17 protein-coding genes and 1 riboswitch are annotated in these 16,394 nt (G+C 63.2%); of the genes, 5 read left to right on the top strand and 12 right to left on the bottom strand.

The genetic code is table 11. The features are described 5' to 3' along the window. Position 1 precedes the first annotated feature (1 nt). The 12 genes from nuoK to NKJ46_RS29425 all read right to left on the bottom strand — a co-directional run bounded on the left by nuoK (position 2) and on the right by NKJ46_RS29425 (position 10,640). The gene (nuoK, locus tag NKJ46_RS29480) at positions 2-310 is read right to left on the bottom strand and encodes an NADH-quinone oxidoreductase subunit NuoK (RefSeq protein WP_023676620.1); all 309 of its coding nucleotides are present in this window, start codon (positions 308-310) and stop codon (positions 2-4) included. Between the two features lies 1 nt (position 311). Then, positions 312-932: an NADH-quinone oxidoreductase subunit J gene (locus tag NKJ46_RS29475; RefSeq protein ID WP_352669982.1), complete on the bottom strand. Its 621-nt coding sequence runs from the start codon at positions 930-932 to the stop codon at positions 312-314. Between the two features lie 119 nt (positions 933-1,051). Next, positions 1,052-1,543: an NADH-quinone oxidoreductase subunit NuoI gene (nuoI, locus tag NKJ46_RS29470; RefSeq protein WP_023676622.1), complete on the bottom strand. Its 492-nt coding sequence runs from the start codon at positions 1,541-1,543 to the stop codon at positions 1,052-1,054. Next, positions 1,543-2,586 carry an NADH-quinone oxidoreductase subunit NuoH gene (nuoH, locus tag NKJ46_RS29465; protein ID WP_352669980.1) on the bottom strand — a complete coding sequence of 348 codons (1,044 nt, stop codon included), beginning with the start codon at positions 2,584-2,586 and terminating at the stop codon, positions 1,543-1,545. Before nuoH ends, nuoI begins: the two co-directional genes overlap by 1 nt. A gap of 2 nt (positions 2,587-2,588) precedes the next feature. After that, positions 2,589-4,670: an NADH-quinone oxidoreductase subunit NuoG gene (gene nuoG, locus NKJ46_RS29460; RefSeq protein ID WP_352669978.1), complete on the bottom strand. Its 2,082-nt coding sequence runs from the start codon at positions 4,668-4,670 to the stop codon at positions 2,589-2,591. Between the two features lie 74 nt (positions 4,671-4,744). Next, positions 4,745-5,440, bottom strand: coding sequence for a helix-hairpin-helix domain-containing protein (locus tag NKJ46_RS29455; protein ID WP_352669975.1), 696 nt, complete (start codon positions 5,438-5,440; stop codon positions 4,745-4,747). A gap of 77 nt (positions 5,441-5,517) precedes the next feature. Beyond that, on the bottom strand, positions 5,518-6,822 hold the full coding sequence (nuoF, locus tag NKJ46_RS29450; RefSeq protein WP_352669973.1) for an NADH-quinone oxidoreductase subunit NuoF: 1,305 nt from the start codon (positions 6,820-6,822) through the stop codon (positions 5,518-5,520). Between the two features lie 10 nt (positions 6,823-6,832). After that, positions 6,833-7,903: an NADH-quinone oxidoreductase subunit NuoE gene (gene nuoE / locus NKJ46_RS29445; RefSeq protein WP_352669971.1), complete on the bottom strand. Its 1,071-nt coding sequence runs from the start codon at positions 7,901-7,903 to the stop codon at positions 6,833-6,835. Continuing rightward, a complete protein-coding gene (locus tag NKJ46_RS29440) occupies positions 7,904-9,094 on the bottom strand; it encodes an NADH-quinone oxidoreductase subunit D (protein WP_352669969.1) in 1,191 nt (396 codons plus the stop codon). Then, the gene (locus NKJ46_RS29435) at positions 9,095-9,697 is read right to left on the bottom strand and encodes an NADH-quinone oxidoreductase subunit C (protein WP_352669967.1); all 603 of its coding nucleotides are present in this window, start codon (positions 9,695-9,697) and stop codon (positions 9,095-9,097) included. It lies immediately after the preceding gene. Between the two features lie 5 nt (positions 9,698-9,702). Beyond that, positions 9,703-10,284, bottom strand: coding sequence for a NuoB/complex I 20 kDa subunit family protein (locus NKJ46_RS29430; protein ID WP_292664697.1), 582 nt, complete (start codon positions 10,282-10,284; stop codon positions 9,703-9,705). Continuing rightward, on the bottom strand, positions 10,275-10,640 hold the full coding sequence (locus NKJ46_RS29425; protein WP_023720750.1) for an NADH-quinone oxidoreductase subunit A: 366 nt from the start codon (positions 10,638-10,640) through the stop codon (positions 10,275-10,277). The genes NKJ46_RS29430 and NKJ46_RS29425 overlap by 10 nt, the downstream gene beginning before the upstream one ends. Before the next feature lie 335 nt (positions 10,641-10,975). Here NKJ46_RS29425 and NKJ46_RS29420 point away from each other — a divergent pair, with 335 nt between their 5' ends. From NKJ46_RS29420 to NKJ46_RS29400, 5 genes are all read left to right on the top strand, one after another. Next, positions 10,976-12,187: a winged helix-turn-helix domain-containing protein gene (locus NKJ46_RS29420; RefSeq protein ID WP_352669964.1), complete on the top strand. Its 1,212-nt coding sequence runs from the start codon at positions 10,976-10,978 to the stop codon at positions 12,185-12,187. 51 nt (positions 12,188-12,238) lie between these two features. Beyond that, positions 12,239-12,949 (top strand): DUF6348 family protein, encoded by a 711-nt coding sequence (locus tag NKJ46_RS29415; RefSeq protein ID WP_352669962.1) that lies wholly within the window; start codon positions 12,239-12,241, stop codon positions 12,947-12,949. Positions 12,950-13,030: 81 nt separating this feature from the next. Further along, positions 13,031-13,234: riboswitch (cobalamin riboswitch) on the top strand. A gap of 38 nt (positions 13,235-13,272) precedes the next feature. Further along, positions 13,273-13,707: a DUF1636 family protein gene (locus NKJ46_RS29410; protein WP_352669959.1), complete on the top strand. Its 435-nt coding sequence runs from the start codon at positions 13,273-13,275 to the stop codon at positions 13,705-13,707. Continuing rightward, complete coding sequence (cobW, locus tag NKJ46_RS29405) at positions 13,704-14,744, top strand: cobalamin biosynthesis protein CobW (RefSeq protein WP_352669956.1); 1,041 nt, start codon at positions 13,704-13,706, stop codon at positions 14,742-14,744. Before NKJ46_RS29410 ends, cobW begins: the two co-directional genes overlap by 4 nt. 18 nt (positions 14,745-14,762) lie before the next feature. Then, positions 14,763-16,394: cobaltochelatase subunit CobN (locus tag NKJ46_RS29400; protein ID WP_352669953.1), on the top strand; the 1,632-nt coding region annotated here is incomplete at its 3' end.

Below are 16,394 nucleotides of genomic sequence, written 5' to 3'. Positions count from 1 at the left end.
GTCAACCCTTCATCATGTTCACGTCTTCGACCGCGATCGAGCCGCGGTTGCGGAAGAAGACGACGAGAATGGCAAGGCCGATCGCCGCTTCGGCCGCCGCGACCGTCAGCACGAACAGTGCGAACACCTGGCCGACCAGATCGCCGAGCGCCGCCGAGAAGGCGACGAAGTTGATGTTGACCGCCAGCAAGATCAGCTCGATCGACATCAGGATGACGATGACGTTCCTGCGGTTCAGGAAGATGCCGAACACGCCGAGCGTGAACAGGATCGCCGATACGGTCAGGTAGTGCGCGATGCCGACGACCATCTCAGACTCCTTCGCCCGTCTTGACCTTGCGGATTTCCACCCCGGTTGCCGCCGTGCGGCCGACCTGGGCGGCGATCGACTGCCGCTTGACGCCCGGCTTGTGGCGCAGCGTCAGCACGATGGCGCCGATCATGGCGACCAGCAGCACCAGCCCCGCAATCTGGAAGTAGTAGAGGTAATCCGTATAGAGGATGTCGCCGAGCGCTGCCGTGTTGGAGCGCGCGGCCAGGTCCGGGATGGGTTTCGCGACCGTCGCCGCCAGTTTCGGCGCGAATGTATAGCCGCCAAGCACGACGATCAGCTCCGCCGCCAGGATCAGCCCGACCAGCGCGCCGATCGGTGCATATTGCAGGGCGCCTTCCTTCATTTCGGCGAAGTCGACGTCGAGCATCATTACGACGAACAGGAACAGCACCATGACTGCGCCGACATAGACGACGAGCAGGATCATCGCCAGGAACTCGGCGCCGGTCAGCATGAACAGGCCGGCGGCGTTGAAGAAGGTCAGGATCAGGAACAGCACCGAATGCACGGGATTGCGCGCCGAAACGACCATGAACGCCGATGCCACCGCGACAAAGGCGAAGAGGTAGAAAAAGGCCGCCTCTAGTCCACTCAGCATGGGTTCCCCCGGGTTTCCTGTCAGAACAGGACGTTCGTCCTGTTTTTTTGCCACCGCCTCCGGTCGGCAAGTTGCGTGTTCCTTAAACGAGGGCCCTCGCCCCGTCCATGCGTCAAATATCAGCGGTAAGGCGCATCCAGCGAGATGTTGCGCGCCAGCTCACGCTCCCAGCGGTCGCCATTGGCCAGAAGCCGATCCTTGTCGTAATAAAGCTCCTCGCGCGTCTCCGTCGCGAATTCGAAATTCGGCCCCTCGACGATGGCGTCGACCGGGCAGGCTTCCTGGCAGAAGCCGCAATAAATGCATTTCACCATATCGATGTCGTAGCGCACGGTGCGCCGCGTGCCGTCGTTGCGGCGCGGGCCGGCTTCAATGGTAATGGCCTGCGCCGGGCAGATCGCCTCGCACAATTTGCAGGCGATGCAGCGTTCCTCGCCGTTCGGATAGCGGCGCAGCGCATGTTCGCCGCGGAAGCGCGGGCTGACCGGCCCCTTCTCATGCGGATAGTTGATCGTCTCCTTCGGCGCGAAGAACTGGCGCATCGACAGGAAGAAAGCGCTGACGAAATCCTGCAAAAGCAGTGATTTGGCGGCTTGGGATAATGCAGACATCAGGCAAACCCCGTGATCTTTAGGAAGGCGGCGGTGGCGACCACCATGAACAGCGAGATCGGCAGGAAGACCTTCCAGCCGAGCCGCATCAACTGGTCGTAGCGGTAGCGCGGCACGAACGCCTTAACCATCGAGAACATGAAGAACACCAGGCAGACCTTGAGCACGAACCAGATCAGCCCCGGCACCCAGGTGAACGGCGCGAAGTTGAAGGGCGGCAGCCAGCCGCCAAGGAACAGGATGGTGGCCAGCGCGCACATCAGGACGACGGCGACATATTCGCCGAGGAAAAACAGCAGGAACGGCGTCGAGGAATATTCGACCATATGGCCGGCGACGAGTTCCGATTCGGCTTCCACGAGGTCGAAGGGCGGACGGTTGGTTTCCGCCAGCGCCGAGATGAAGAAGACGATGAACATCGGGAACAGCGACAGCCAATGCCAGTCGAGAAAGGTGTTGGGCAGGCCGAGCCGCGTGCCCAACCCGTCCTGCTGCGACAAAACGATATCGGACAGGTTGAGCGAGCCGACGCAAAGCAGCACGGTGACTATGACGAAACCGATGGAGACCTCGTAGGACACCATCTGCGCCGCCGAGCGCAGCGCGCCGAGGAACGGGTATTTCGAATTGGATGCCCAGCCGCCCATGATGACGCCATAGACCTCGAGCGAGGAGATGGCGAAGACATAGAGGATGCCGACATTGACGTCGGCGATGGCCCAGCCCTCATTGACCGGGATGACCGCCCAGGCAGAGATCGCAAGCACCGCCGACACCAAGGGCGCCAGCAAGAAAACGCCCTTGTTGGCGCCGGACGGGATCACCGGCTCCTTGAAGACGAATTTCAGCAGATCGGCGAAGGCCTGCAGCGTGCCCCACGGGCCGACGACGTTCGGTCCGCGGCGCAATTGCACCGCCGCCCAGATCTTGCGGTCGGCGTAAAGCACATAGGCGACGAAGATCAACAGAACGACGATCAGCACGACCGACTTCAAAAGGATCAGCAGCGCCGGCAGCACGTAGAAGGAGAAGAAGGTGTCCATGTCTACTCCGCCGCCTGCCTGAAGCCGTTCTTCGCCAAAGCCGAGCACTCGGCCATCACCGCGGAAGCCCGCGCGATCGGGTTGGTCAGGTAGAAATCCTTGACCGGCGAGGTGAAGGTGCCCTTGTTCAGCCGCCCGCCGAGCTTGGCCACCCTGGCGATGTCGGCCGGATCGCCGGCCGCGACATGGTCGATGCGGGCAAGATGCGGGTATTCCGCATAGAGCTTAGCGCGCAGCTGCGGCAGCGAATCGAACGGCAGCTTCTTGCCGAGCACATCCGACAGAGCTCTGAGAATAGCCCAGTCCTCGCGTGCTTCGCCGGGCGCGAAGCCCGCCCGGTTGGTCTGCTGTACGCGGCCCTCGGTGTTGACGAAGGTGCCCGACTTCTCGGTATACGCTGCTCCCGGCAGGATGACGTTGGCGCGATGCGCGCCCTTGTCGCCATGCGTGCCGATATAGACGACGAAAGCGCCGCCGGTCTTGGCCATGTCGATCTCGTCGGCGCCGAGCAGGAACAGCACGTCGGTCTCGCCCAGCATGCCGGCGACGTTCCTGCCGCCCTCGCCCGGCACGAAGCCGACATCGAGGCCGCCGACGCGCGCCGCCGCGGTGTGCAGCACGGCAAAACCGTTCCAGTCGGCCCTTGCGGCATTGACGGCGACAGCGAGCTTCGCCGCCTGGCCAAGCACGGCCGCGCCGTCCGGACGCGCCAGCGCACCCTGTCCGACGATGATCAGCGGATGCGTCGCCTTCTTCAGCAGCTGGAAGAATTTGCCGTTGCCGTCGGCCAGATCCTTCAGCGATTCCGGCCCGGCGCCGAGCTGCTCGTAATCATAGCGCGTATCGCCGACATCGCCGATAACGCCGACCGGCAGATTGCCGGCCCGCCAGCGCTTGCGGATGCGAGCGTTGAGCAAGGACGCCTCGAAGCGCGGATTGGCGCCGATGATCAGCACCGCATCGGCCTGTTCGATGCCTTCGATGGTCGGGTTGAACACATAACTCGCCCGGCCGAGCGACGGATCGAGTGCGGCACCGTCCTGGCGGCAGTCGGTGTTCTTCGAGCCGAGCGAAGCCATCAGAAGCTTCAGCGCGTAGATCTCCTCGACGGCGGCAAGATCGCCGGCAATGGCACCGATCTTTTCGGGTGCGGCATTCGACACCGCTTCCTTGATCGCGGCAAAAGCCTCCGCCCAGCTTGCCGGGGCCAGTCTGCCGTCCTTGCGCACATAGGCGCGGTCGAGGCGCTGCGTGCGCAAGCCGTCCCAGATGAAGCGGGTCTTGTCGGAAATCCATTCCTCGTTCACCGCCTCGTTGGTACGCGGCAGGATGCGCATCACTTCGCGGCCCCGGCTATCGACGCGGATCGCCGAGCCGACGGCGTCCATCACGTCGATGGATTCTGTCTTGGTCAGTTCCCAAGGCCGTGCCTGGAACGCATAGGGTTTGGAGGTCAGCGCGCCGACCGGGCAAAGGTCGATGACATTGCCCTGCAGCTCCGAAGTCATCGCGCTTTCGAGATAGGTGGTGATCTCGGCATCCTCGCCGCGGCCGATCAGACCAAGCTCCGATATGCCGGCAATCTCGGTGGTAAAGCGGACGCAGCGCGTGCAATGGATGCAGCGGTTCATGATCGTCTTGACCAGCGGCCCGATATACTTGTCTTCGACCGCCCGCTTGTTCTCGTGGTAGCGCGAGGAATCAACGCCGAACGCCATCGCCTGGTCCTGCAGGTCGCACTCGCCGCCCTGGTCGCAGATCGGGCAATCCAGCGGATGGTTGATCAGAAGGAATTCCATCACGCCTTCCCTGGCCTTCTTGACCATCGGCGTGTTGGTGAAGATTTCCGGCGGCTCGCCGTTCTGGCCCGGGCGCAGGTCGCGCACGCCCATGGCGCAGGACGCCTGCGGTTTGGGCGGCCCGCCCTTGACCTCGATCAGGCACATGCGGCAATTGCCGGCGATCGACAACCGCTCATGGAAGCAGAAGCGCGGCACTTCCGCGCCGGCGTCCTCGGCCGCCTGCAACAGCGTGTAATGGTCGGGTACAGTGATCTCTTTCCCGTCGACCTTGAGCTTTGCCATTTCGCCTCAAACCCCTGCGGACGTTCCGCAATCTTTCCTTCCGGGCGCTGCCGAGGCCGCGCACGATATTGAATTCACTTTTTGGCTCCGGCCAACGCCGCCGCCTGATCGATCCAGCCGTCACGGCCGATACGGCCCTTCAACGACAGGTAATCTTCGACCCAGGCGATCTCTTGCGGCGTCCACGCGGCAATCTGGGCGTATGTCCAGATGCCAAGGCCGTTCAGCACCTTTTCCAGTTTCGGTCCGATGCCCGATATCGCCTTGAGGTCGGCGGGCTCGGCTGGCCGGTCCATCGGCTTGGGCTGCTTGAAATCTTCCGGCATCAGCCCGGCCGACGCGTCCGCTGCAACGGTGCTGGCATTCGCCAAGCTCCGCGCCGCGGTGCTCGTCGCAATGTCGGTCACGTCGTTGGCGAAGGACTGCGCCTCGGCAATCAGGGTTTTGGCCGCCGCGCGCGCCTTTATCGATGAGCTTTTGCCGGTCGCAGAAAAGCGGTCAGTTCGGGCCTCGAAATCCTCGGCAACCGGCTGCCAAAGCCGCTGCGATGTCTCGGCCGCGCCTGAGAGCACGCCCATCCAGATACCAAAGGCGTGGTTGGCAAGGCCGATGCCGAGTGCCGTCATCGCCGCCGCGCCCGCGACAGGATGCGCCAGGAGATTGACGGCACTGGCCATCTCCTTCGGCATCATCCTGGTCAGATCATGGTTCATCTTCAACAACGGGTCCATTTCGGGCGTAAAATCGTCGGGTGTCGAAAACAGCGACATAGGTGGTCTCCTGGTCGTTTCCGTCTGCCCCGCGCTCGTTTCCTCGTTTCGGACATTCGTCCGCATTTCGAATTCTTCTATTCCGCCGCCGCCAGCACCGGTTGGGCGCGGTGTGCGTTGCGCGAAAACTCGTCGATGCGGCGCTCCACCTCGCCGCGAAAATGCCGCATCAGGCCCTGGATCGGCCATGCCGCGGCATCGCCCAGCGCACAGATCGTGTGGCCCTCGACCTGCTTGGTCACATCGAGCAGCATGTCGATCTCGCGCTTCTGCGCCTCGCCGCGCACCAGCCGTTCCATTACCCGCCACATCCAGCCGGTGCCCTCACGGCAGGGCGTGCACTGGCCGCAGCTCTCGTGCTTATAGAAGTAGGAAAGCCGCGCGATCGCTTTCACGATATCGGTGGATTTGTCCATGACGATGACAGCCGCCGTGCCGAGGCCCGATTTCAGGTCGCGCAGCGCATCGAAATCCATCGGCGCGTCGATGATCTGCTCGGCCGGCACCAGCGGCACCGAGGCGCCACCCGGAATGACCGCCAGCAGATTGTCCCAGCCGCCGCGAATGCCGCCGCAATGCGTCTCGATCAGTTCGCGGAACGGGATCGACATCGCCTCTTCGACGGTGCACGGATTGTTGACGTGGCCGGAGATGCAGAACAGCTTGGTGCCGACATTGTTGGGCCGGCCGAACGACGAGAACCAGGCGGCACCGCGGCGCAGGATGGTCGGCGCGACCGCGATGGACTCGACATTGTTGACCGTCGTCGGGCAGCCATAGAGGCCGACATTGGCCGGAAATGGCGGCTTCAGCCGTGGCTGGCCCTTCTTGCCCTCGAGGCTTTCAAGCAGCGCCGTTTCCTCGCCGCAGATATAGGCGCCGGCGCCATGATGCATGTAGATGTCGAAATCGTAGCCGGAGGTGTTGTTCTTGCCGATCAGCTTGGCCGCATAGGCCTCGTCGATGGCGCGTTGCAGAGCCTCGCGCTCGCGGATGAACTCGCCGCGTACATAGATGTAGGCGGCGACCGCGCCCATAGCAAAGCCGGCAAGCAGGCAGCCTTCGACCAGCGTGTGCGGGTCGTGGCGCAGTATGTCGCGGTCCTTGCAGGTGCCGGGCTCGGACTCGTCGGCGTTGACGACGAGATAGCTCGGCCGGCCGTCGCTTTGCTTGGGCATGAACGACCATTTCAGCCCGGTCGGGAAACCGGCGCCGCCCCGGCCGCGCAGACCGCTGGCCTTCATCTCGTTGACGATCCACTCGCGCCCCTTGGCAACGATGCCGGGCGTGTTGTCCCAGGCGCCGCGCGCCATGGCGCCGGCCAGCGACTTGTCGAAGCGGCCGTAGATGTTGTTGAAGATGCGGTCTCTGTCCTGAAGCATTGCTCGTTCCTCAGACCGGCTTCTTGCCGGTCGGCCGGCTCCTGTTTCCGGGCGACGGCTTGGTCGGCTTGGCGGCAGCCTTCGCCGGTTTAACCTTGGCCTCCGGCGCCTTGAAAGCAGCCGCCGGCTCGGCCTTGTTCTTGGGCCCCTTGCGCTGTTTCGAGACGTCCTCGACCTGCGGCTCGGCCTTGTTGGCATTGGCGGCCGAATGCAGCGGCGCTGCAACGCTCGCCGCCTTTTCCGCCGCGGGCGCGACTTTTGTCGCCGATGGCGATTTCAGCGCCGGGCTCGTCTCGACCGCATCGGTTTTCGGCTTGCTGGCATTCGAGGGCGCAACCGGCGCCGGTGCGGCAGGAGCGGCTGGCAGGGCCGGCGCCGCGGGTGCTGCGGCGGCAGCCGCCGGCGCCACTTCCTTGGCGGCCTTGGTCGCGGCCCTGGTTTCCCGGTCGCGGGTCGCCTTCAGGATCGCCTTTTCGCTCTTGAGGGTCGTCAGGCCGCTGGCCGGCTCGGAAGTGACACGGCCGTTTTGCGGTCCCGGTTTCACCGTAGCGCCCTTGCCGGCGTCATAAAGGTCAATGATCTCGGCAAGCCGCTCCGGCGTCAAATCCTCGTAGGTGTCCTTGAATATCATCACCATCGGTGCGTTGACGCAGGCGCCGAGGCACTCGACCTCCTCCCACGACAGCGTGCCCTTGTCGTTGGTGTGGAACTGGTCGTGATGGATCTTCGAGCGGCACACATCCATCAGCGCTTCCGAGCCGCGCAGCATGCAGGGCGTGGTGCCGCAAACCTGGATATGGGCGCGGGTGCCGACCGGATTGAGCTGGTATTGCGTATAGAAGGTGGCGACTTCCAGCCCGCGAATATAGGGCATGCCGAGCATGTCGGAGATCGTTTCGATCGCCGCCTTGGTCACCCAGCCTTCCTGCTCCTGCGCCAGCATGAGCAAGGGGATAATCGCGGATTGCTCGCGCCCCTTCGGATATTTCTTGATCCACTGCTTCGCCGCTGCCGCATTCGCCCGGTTGAAGGCGAAGGAGGCTGGCTGGAGGCTGGCTTCTGCGAGACGGCGGACTGACATTTAGCGATCGACCTCACCAAACACGATGTCGAGGGAGCCGAGAACGGCGGTGACGTCGGCCAGCATGTGGCCGCGGCACAAAAAGTCCATGGCTTGCAGATGCGCGAAGCCGGGCGCGCGCAGCTTGCAGCGATAGGGCTTGTTGGAGCCGTCGGAGACGAGATAGACGCCAAATTCGCCCTTCGGCGCCTCGACGGCTGCATAGACCTCGCCGGCCGGCACGCGGTAGCCTTCGGTGTAGAGCTTGAAGTGATGGATCAGCGCTTCCATCGAGCGCTTCATCGCCTGGCGCTTCGGCGGCACCACCTTGCCGTCGAGGTTGGACACCGGCCCGCTGCCCTCTTTGCCGAGCAACAGGTCGACGCACTGGCGCATGATTTTCGCCGACTGCCGCATCTCTTCCATGCGCACCAGATAACGGTCGAAACAGTCGCCGTTCTTGCCGATCGGAATGTCGAAATCCAGCTCGGCATAGCATTCGTAGGGCTGCGATTTACGCAGATCCCACGGCGCACCCGAGCCGCGCACCATGACGCCGGAAAAACCCCAAGCCCAGGCGTCCGCCAAGGAGACGGTGGCAATGTCGACATTGCGCTGCTTGAAGATACGGTTGCCGGTCAAAAGCGCGTCGAGATCGTCGACCGACTTCAGGAACGGATCGATCCACTTGCCGATGTCCTCGATCAGCTTCTGCGGCAGGTCCTGATGGACGCCGCCCGGCCGGAAATAGGCGGCGTGCATGCGCGAGCCAGAGGCGCGCTCGTAAAACACCATCAGCTTTTCGCGCTCGACGAAACCCCACAGCGGCGGCGTCAGCGCGCCGACATCCATCGCCTGCGTCGTCACATTGAGGATGTGCGACATGATGCGGCCGATCTCGGAGTAGAGAACTCGAATAAGTTGCCCGCGCTTCGGCACCTCGATACCGAGCAGCCGCTCGGCGGCAAGCGCAAAGGCATGCTCCTGGTTCATTGGCGCGCAATAGTCGAGCCGGTCGAGATAAGGCACGGCCTGCAGATAAGTCTTGTGCTCGATCAGCTTTTCCGTGCCGCGATGCAAAAGCCCGATATGCGGATCGACGCGATCGACGACTTCGCCGTCCAGCTCAAGAACCAGCCTCAAAACACCATGCGCTGCAGGATGTTGAGGGCCGAAATTGATGTTAAAATTGCGGACGGAGGTTTCAGCCATTTACTGCTTTGCCTTCTCATCCCCGGGCAGCACGTAATCCGTGCCTTCCCAAGGGGACAGAAAATCGAAATTGCGGAATTCCTGCTTGAGCTCGACCGGCTCGTAGATGACGCGCTTGGCTTCGTCGTCGTAGCGCACCTCGACGAAGCCGGTCAGCGGAAAATCCTTGCGCAGCGGATGGCCCTCGAAGCCGTAGTCGGTCAGGATTCTGCGCAGATCGGGATGGCCCGAAAACAGCACGCCGTAGAGATCATAAGTCTCGCGCTCGAACCAGTCGGCGCCGGGATAAATGCCGGTGATCGACGGCACCAGCGTCTCTTCGTCGGCCTGGACCTTGATGCGGACGCGGATATTCTGTCTCGGCGACAGCAAATGATAGACGACGTCGAAGCGCTTTGCCCGCGACGGGTAATCGGCGCCGCAGACGTCGATGATCGAGATGAACTGGCATTTCGGGTCGTCGCGCAGGAAGGTCACCACCTCGATCAGGTCGCGCGGCTCGACCGAGATGGTGAGTTCGCCATAGGCGAGCACCGCCTCGCCGATCCGGCCGGTCAGCTTCTCGCCGAGATAGGTCGAGAGATCGTTCAACGCCTGGGTCATGCCGCTCACCGTTCGATCGTGCCGGTGCGGCGGATCTTCTTCTGCAGCAGAAGGATGCCGTAGAGCAGTGCTTCGGCGCTCGGCGGACAGCCGGGCACGTAGATGTCGACCGGCACGATGCGGTCGCAGCCGCGCACCACCGAATAGGAATAATGATAATAGCCGCCGCCATTGGCGCAGGAGCCCATCGAGATGACGTAGCGCGGCTCCGGCATCTGGTCGTAGACCTTGCGCAGCGCCGGCGCCATCTTGTTGGTCAGCGTTCCGGCGACGATCATGATATCGGACTGGCGCGGAGACGCGCGCGGCGCGACACCGAACCTCTCCGAGTCATAGCGCGGCATCGAGGTGTGGATCATCTCGACGGCGCAGCAGGCGAGACCGAAGGTCATGAACATCAACGAGCCGCTGCGCGCCCAGGTGATCAGCGCCTCGGTCGAGGTGACGAGAAAGCCCTTGTCAGCGAGCTCGTTGTTGATCTCCAGGAAGAACGGATCATCCTCCCCCACCGGCCTGCCGGTGTTGGGGTCGATGAGGCCCTTGGGCTTCGGCGCGACGAGCGTGCCGGAATTGTCGCTCAATCCCATTCCAGCGCTCCTTTCTTCCATTCATAGGCAAAGCCGATGGTCAGCACCGCCAAAAACACCATCATCGACCAGAAACCGAGCATGCCGATCTGACTGAACGACACCGCCCAAGGAAACAGGAAGGCCACCTCCAGGTCGAAGATGATGAACAGGATCGACACCAGGTAGAAGCGGATATCGAACTTCATGCGGGCGTCGTCGAACGAGTTGAAGCCGCACTCATAGGCCGAAAGCTTTTCCGGATCGGGGTTGCGGTAGGCCACCAGGAAGGGTGCGGCGAGCAGCGCCAGCCCGACCACCAGCGCCACGCCGATGAACAGGACTATGGGCAGGTACGAACCTAAAAGTGCGTTCATGCTGCAGTTTCCGTTGGCGGCCAATCCACTCTGATTACAGCACCGGACCCACTTGCGGAAGCGTGACAGTTTAACCACTGAACCGTTTTAAGGGGGCTCTATGCTGCAACGCGGCGAGGGTTAGCGCAGCGCTTTCGGCGAAGCAAGTCAAACCTTGTTCAAATCGCGGTGCTGGGCGGCATATCCGGCAAAACTGGTCCGATCCGCTCCTGTTTGATTTCTTTCACTTTTCACTCCACTTTTCTCTCCTGACATGGATGCCGCCAAAACCCTGCTAGCATGGCACGGAATCGCAGGTTCTCTGCTCTGTCCAGCATCATCAGGATACCGCGTTGATGAAGGAAAAAATCTCGCTTCGCATGGCCCGTCGCATCGCGCTCGCGGCACAGGGATTCAACGACCCCCGCCCCGCCGGTACGCCCGACCGCAGGCATCTGGCCCGCGTGCTTGCCCGTACCGGCCTGCTGCAGATCGATTCCGTCAGCGCGGTGGTGCGCGCCCACTATATGCCGCTCTATTCGCGGCTTGGCCCCTACAAGCTTGCGCTGCTCGACGACGCTGCCGTAACGCGCAAGCGCATGGTCTTCGAATATTGGGCGCACGAAGCCTCGTTCCTGCCGGTCGAGACCTATCCGCTGATGCGCTGGCGCATGCAGCGGGCCGAGCGCGGCGACGAAATGTACAGCGGACTGGCCAAATGGGGCCGCGAGCACCCCGCCTATATCGAGGAGATCTATCGCCAGGTCGTCGATCACGGCCCGATCGCCGCTTCAGCCCTCGAAGGCCAAAAGGGCAATGGTGGCTGGTGGGGCTGGAGCCATGCCAAGCACGCCTTCGAATGGCTGTTCTGGGCCGGCCGCATCACCACAGCGCATCGCCGCGGCTTCGAGCGGTTCTACGATCTGCCGGAGCGCGTACTGCCGCCGGCGGTACTCACTCTGCCGGTTCCCTGCCCCGAGGATGCGCACCGCGAATTGCTGCGTATCTCCGCCCGCGCCCACGGCGTCGCCACGGCAGGCGATCTGCGCGACTATTTCCGCCTCTCGCCCGCCGATATCAAGGGCCGCCTCGAGGAACTGGTCGAGGCCGGCGAGCTGTTACCGGTGAGCGTCGAAGGCTGGAACAAGCCGGCCTATCTCCACAAGGACGCCCGTTTGCCGCGCAGGATCGAGGCGCGCGCCTTGCTCGCGCCGTTCGATCCCGTCGTCTTCGAGCGGTCGCGCACCGAGCGGTTGTTCGACTTCCACTACCGCATCGAGATCTATACGCCGGCCGAAAAACGCCAGTATGGCTATTATGTGCTGCCGTTCCTGCTCGGCGACAGCATCGTCGGGCGCGTCGACCTCAGGGCCGACCGTCCGGCCGGCGTGCTGCGGGTCCACGCCGCCTATGCCGAACCTAGCGCACCGGCTGAAACAGCGGCCGCGCTGGTCGAGGAGCTGAAGCAGATGCAGGGCTGGCTCTGCCTGGAATGCATCGAGGTGACACCAGCCGGTGATCTGGGTCCGGCGCTGTTGAATGCGTTCAATAGCGAAGGGCGCTCTTGACAACTGCTCTCGACCGCAGACGGTTGAGGGGTTTGTCGGTCGAGGTTCCACATGGCATCGCAAGAAGTTCTCGACCTGATTCACGACGCTCTGACTGCGCATGGGATCAGCGCTATACGCGGACAATACGATGTCAGACTTGAACTTGAAGACCTTCGCTTTGAAGCTGAAGTTTTCGACAAGGAGCAGCGAGATACCACTCACAGGCTGGTCCTTGAAATCTACATCTTCTCGCCGCTGCTGGACACTCAGCCAGTCATCGAATCGTTTGTCGGCATGGGAGACACGCGTGAACGAGCGCTGGACCAGGCCTTCGGAAAATTCCTGCTCGGTGTATTTCATGTGCTGATCGAAGGTTTCGCGAAGCATGTTTGCGAGAACATGCAAGCCGAAATCGAGTTTTGGCAGCGGGACGATACCCGCTGGAAGATCTACGGCGGACCCGTCATCACCCAAGCTGCGGTGGAATGCACGCTCAACCGAACATACCCGGTGTTCTATGCCAGATTGGAAAAGTTGTTCGCGGCCAGCGTTCACCCCGGCAGTCATTTCGTCCGGATATTCCTGGCGAGCCATGGAGGAGCACTGGTCGGCAGCGAAGTTCTGCTGGATAACCAAACATGGCCAGAAGCCCAAGAACTGATCGTTGGTCAGGATTGGCACCCGGCGACGGGTACCAGGCATTGCGCCAGGTCATTCTTGCGTTACCGGAAGAGAAGACTACCAAAGCGAGTTTGTTGGGCACCGCTGCGAACTGGTTAAAAGGTCGTACAAAAAAGCCAACGGATGCATAATGGAATCAAGGCGCAACTGACGCCGCGTTGACTTCCACTGCCCAAACCGCCTAAATCCATTCCAGACGGTCCCCTGCCCGCAACGGCAGGGGCCAAGAGGGAATGCGGTGCGAAATCTCGATTTCAAATCCGCGGCTGTCCCCGCAACTGTAAGCGACGAGCCTCGGCCGAAAACCACTGGGATATTCCCGGGAAGGCGGCACCCAGGCGATGACGCGCGAGCCAGGAGACCTGCCGTCTAGGACATAAGAATCCGATCGCCTGGCGGGTTTTCCGGGCAAGGAGCCTGATTTGGAACGCGACAGCAGTTTTCCGGCTGAGACAGCGGATTTATTGTCCGGCCACGGTGATTCCCCGGCCGGCGTTACCGTCATCGTCTGCTCGTCCTGCCGTGACGAGACCGGTTCGGACGCCCATCCCCGCGCCGGCGAACTGCTCGCCGAGGACGCGCGCCGCGCCGCTTCCAGCGAAAACATCAAAATCCGCACCGTCGAATGCCTCGGCAATTGCAAGCGCCGGCTCAGCGCCGCGATTTTGCGCGACGGCTGCTGGAGCTACGTCTTCGGCGACCTGACCGCGACCAGCGGCGCCGATCTCGTGACCGGCGCAAAGCTGTTCGCCACCTCGACGGATGGGCTCATTCCGTGGCGCGGCCGTCCCGATTGCCTGAAGCGCGGCCTGGTTGCCCGCATCCCTCCCCTTGACCTTTTGAAGGAACTGACATGACCGCTGCCTCCCTTTCGCGCGTTCCCTGCACCGTCGTCACCGGCTTTCTCGGCGCCGGCAAGACGACGCTGATCCGCCATTTGCTCGAAAACGCCGGGGGCAAGCGGCTGGCCATCATCGTCAACGAGTTCGGCGACATCGGCATCGACGGCGAGATCCTGAAGGGCTGCGGCATCGACAGCTGCCCCGACGAAAACATCGTCGAGCTGGCCAATGGCTGCATCTGTTGCACAGTGGCCGACGATTTCGTCCCGGCGCTCGACCAGATCCTGTCGCTGACGCCGAGGGTCGACCACATCCTGATCGAAACATCCGGCCTCGCTTTGCCCAAGCCGCTGGTCCAGGCCTTCCAGTGGCCGTCGGTGAAAAGCCGCGTGACGGTCGACGGCGTCATCGCCGTGGTCGACGGACCGGCGCTGGCTGATGGCCGCGTCGCCAACGACATGGACGCCCTGCAGGCGCAGCGCGCGCAGGACGAGACGCTCGAACACGACGATCCGGTCGAGGAAGTATTCGAGGACCAGCTCGCTTGCGCCGACCTGATTATCCTGTCGAAGAGCGACCTGATGGACGCAGCCGGCTCGGCCCGCGCCAATGCCGTCATCGGCAAGCATGTTGCGCGGGCGGTGAAGATCGTGCCGACTTCGCAAGGCAAGGTCGACCCGTCGGTGCTGCTCGGCCTCGGCCTCGCCGTCGAGGACGACATCGAGAACCGCAAGACCCACCACGACGACGAGCTCGACCACGAGCATGACGACTTCGATAGTTTCGTCATCGACATCGCGTCCGTGTCCAACCCGGACGAGCTCGCACAACGCGTCGCCACGGCGGCGGAGGAGGAAAACGTGTTGCGCGTCAAGGGTTTCGTCGAAGTCGGCGGCAAGCCGATGCGGCTCCTGCTGCAGGCCGTCGGTCCGCGCGTCAATCACTATTACGACCGCGCCTGGACCGCTGAAGACGACCGCCGCTCGCGCCTTGTCGTCATCGGCCTGAAAGGGCTGAACCGCCCGGCGATCGAGCGTATCCTAGCCGGCTGACCCCAGGTACGAGCCGCGATGCACATCCTCACCACCACATCCGCCTCGCTCGACGATCTCGCCGAGCCTGTCGATCTCAGGCAAACGCCTGCGGATGTCGTGGCGCTGTCCTTCACCGACAGCGACCTGGCCGGGCTGGCGACGGCGTGGAAGGCAGATGCGCACCGCCTGCCATCGATGCGGCTCGCCGCCTTGCGCGACCTGCGCCATCCGATGTCCGTCGATCTCTGGATCGACAGCGTCGCCCGCCACGCCAAGGTCATTCTGGTCCGCATCCTCGGCGGCTATGACTGGTGGCGCTATGGCTGCGATCAGCTCGCCGTTGTCGCGCGAAATCGCGGTATTAAGCTCGCGCTCCTGCCGGGCGAGAGCCACGACGAGGACTTGCGACTGATCGAAGGCTCAACGCTGCCGCGCGAGGAGTTGGACAGCTTGCTCGATTATTTCCGCGAAGGCGGTCCGGCAAATATGGCGGCGCTGGTGCAGAGGTTGGCAAGTCTCGCTGGATCGGGTGTGGCGGTCGCTGAACCGGTCAGCGTGCCAAAGGCAGGATTTTACGAGCCGGGACGGGGTGTCGTAGAACGCGGCGTCCCCCTCCCCCTTGAGGGGAGGGTCCGGCCGCAGGCCGGGGGTGGGGTCCTCTCCGAAGCGCGCCAACACTTTGAAGCGCACCAACAGAAAACGTCGAGCACTGCCGCGACGACCCCACCCGGCCCTTCGGGCCACCCTCCCCTCGAGGGGGAGGGAGACGTCGTGCCAATCCTGTTCTACCGCTCGATGCTGCTCGCCGCCGACGTGGCGCCCATCGATGCGCTTTTCGAAGCGCTGAGCGCGCGCGGCATAGCGCCGGTCCCTATCTTCGTCTCCAGCCTCAAGGACCCGGCCTCGCTCGCCTTCGTCGAAACCGCGCTTGCAACCCTGAAGCCTGCCGCCATCATCACCACCACTGCTTTCGCCTCCGGGGCCGAGCCTGGCATCGAAACCCTCTTCGACCGCGCCGGCGTACCGGTGTTCCAGGTCATCGTCGCGACCACCCGCCGCGACATCTGGCAACGTAACCAGCGCGGCCTGGCGCCCGCCGACCTTGCCATGCATGTCGTCCTGCCCGAGCTCGACGGCCGCATCTTGGCCGGCGCCATTTCCTTCAAGGATGAAAGCGAAACCGATCCCGCATTGGCCTTTCGCGCCTTCGCCAACCGGCCTGAGCCCGACCGCGTGGCGCAAGTGGCGAACCGTGTCGAGGCCTTCGTGCGCCTGCAGCGGACGCCCCGCGCGGAACGCAAGCTGGCCATCCTGATCCCCGACTATCCGAGCGCCCCCGGTCGCACCGGCTACGCAGTCGGCCTCGACGTGCCGTCCAGCGTGCTGGCAATGCTGCATGACCTGAGGGAACAGGGCTACGCCGTTGAGGGGATTCCGCAAACGCCGCGCGAGTTGCTGGAGAGGTTAGAGCGCGGTGATAACGGGTTGACCTTGCACGATTACATCGCATTTTCGGCAGAATTGCCGGCGGCGGCAATTGCTGCGGTGGAGGCGGCATGGGGTAAGGCGGAAGATGAGACAGGTTCGCGCGAGGCACCCCCCTCTGTGGGGGGCCGCCCGGGCAGGGGGCGCGCGGGGGGGGGGGGGAGAGCCCGCCGCCCCCCAAAA

Origin of the sequence: Mesorhizobium sp. M0166 (assembly GCF_040322255.1) — a bacterium.
Lineage (GTDB): Bacteria > Pseudomonadota > Alphaproteobacteria > Rhizobiales > Rhizobiaceae > Mesorhizobium.
Note: the sequence above shows the minus strand (reverse complement) of the source record. Positions and strands in the feature narration are given on the sequence as shown.

What these genes read in the sequence shown, in the direction of transcription:
- nuoK (WP_023676620.1), bottom strand. Translation starts at nt 310, where the DNA reads ATGGTCGTCGGCATCGCGCACTACCTGACCGTATCGGCGATCCTGTTC.
- NKJ46_RS29475 (WP_352669982.1), bottom strand. Translation starts at nt 932, where the DNA reads ATGCTGAGTGGACTAGAGGCGGCCTTTTTCTACCTCTTCGCCTTTGTC.
- nuoI (WP_023676622.1), bottom strand. Translation starts at nt 1,543, where the DNA reads ATGTCTGCATTATCCCAAGCCGCCAAATCACTGCTTTTGCAGGATTTC.
- nuoH (WP_352669980.1), bottom strand. Translation starts at nt 2,586, where the DNA reads ATGGACACCTTCTTCTCCTTCTACGTGCTGCCGGCGCTGCTGATCCTT.
- nuoG (WP_352669978.1), bottom strand. Translation starts at nt 4,670, where the DNA reads ATGGCAAAGCTCAAGGTCGACGGGAAAGAGATCACTGTACCCGACCAT.
- NKJ46_RS29455 (WP_352669975.1), bottom strand. Translation starts at nt 5,440, where the DNA reads ATGTCGCTGTTTTCGACACCCGACGATTTTACGCCCGAAATGGACCCG.
- nuoF (WP_352669973.1), bottom strand. Translation starts at nt 6,822, where the DNA reads ATGCTTCAGGACAGAGACCGCATCTTCAACAACATCTACGGCCGCTTC.
- nuoE (WP_352669971.1), bottom strand. Translation starts at nt 7,903, where the DNA reads ATGTCAGTCCGCCGTCTCGCAGAAGCCAGCCTCCAGCCAGCCTCCTTC.
- NKJ46_RS29440 (WP_352669969.1), bottom strand. Translation starts at nt 9,094, where the DNA reads ATGGCTGAAACCTCCGTCCGCAATTTTAACATCAATTTCGGCCCTCAA.
- NKJ46_RS29435 (WP_352669967.1), bottom strand. Translation starts at nt 9,697, where the DNA reads ATGACCCAGGCGTTGAACGATCTCTCGACCTATCTCGGCGAGAAGCTG.
- NKJ46_RS29430 (WP_292664697.1), bottom strand. Translation starts at nt 10,284, where the DNA reads ATGGGATTGAGCGACAATTCCGGCACGCTCGTCGCGCCGAAGCCCAAG.
- NKJ46_RS29425 (WP_023720750.1), bottom strand. Translation starts at nt 10,640, where the DNA reads ATGAACGCACTTTTAGGTTCGTACCTGCCCATAGTCCTGTTCATCGGC.
- NKJ46_RS29420 (WP_352669964.1), top strand. Translation starts at nt 10,976, where the DNA reads ATGAAGGAAAAAATCTCGCTTCGCATGGCCCGTCGCATCGCGCTCGCG.
- NKJ46_RS29415 (WP_352669962.1), top strand. Translation starts at nt 12,239, where the DNA reads ATGGCATCGCAAGAAGTTCTCGACCTGATTCACGACGCTCTGACTGCG.
- cobW (WP_352669956.1), top strand. Translation starts at nt 13,704, where the DNA reads ATGACCGCTGCCTCCCTTTCGCGCGTTCCCTGCACCGTCGTCACCGGC.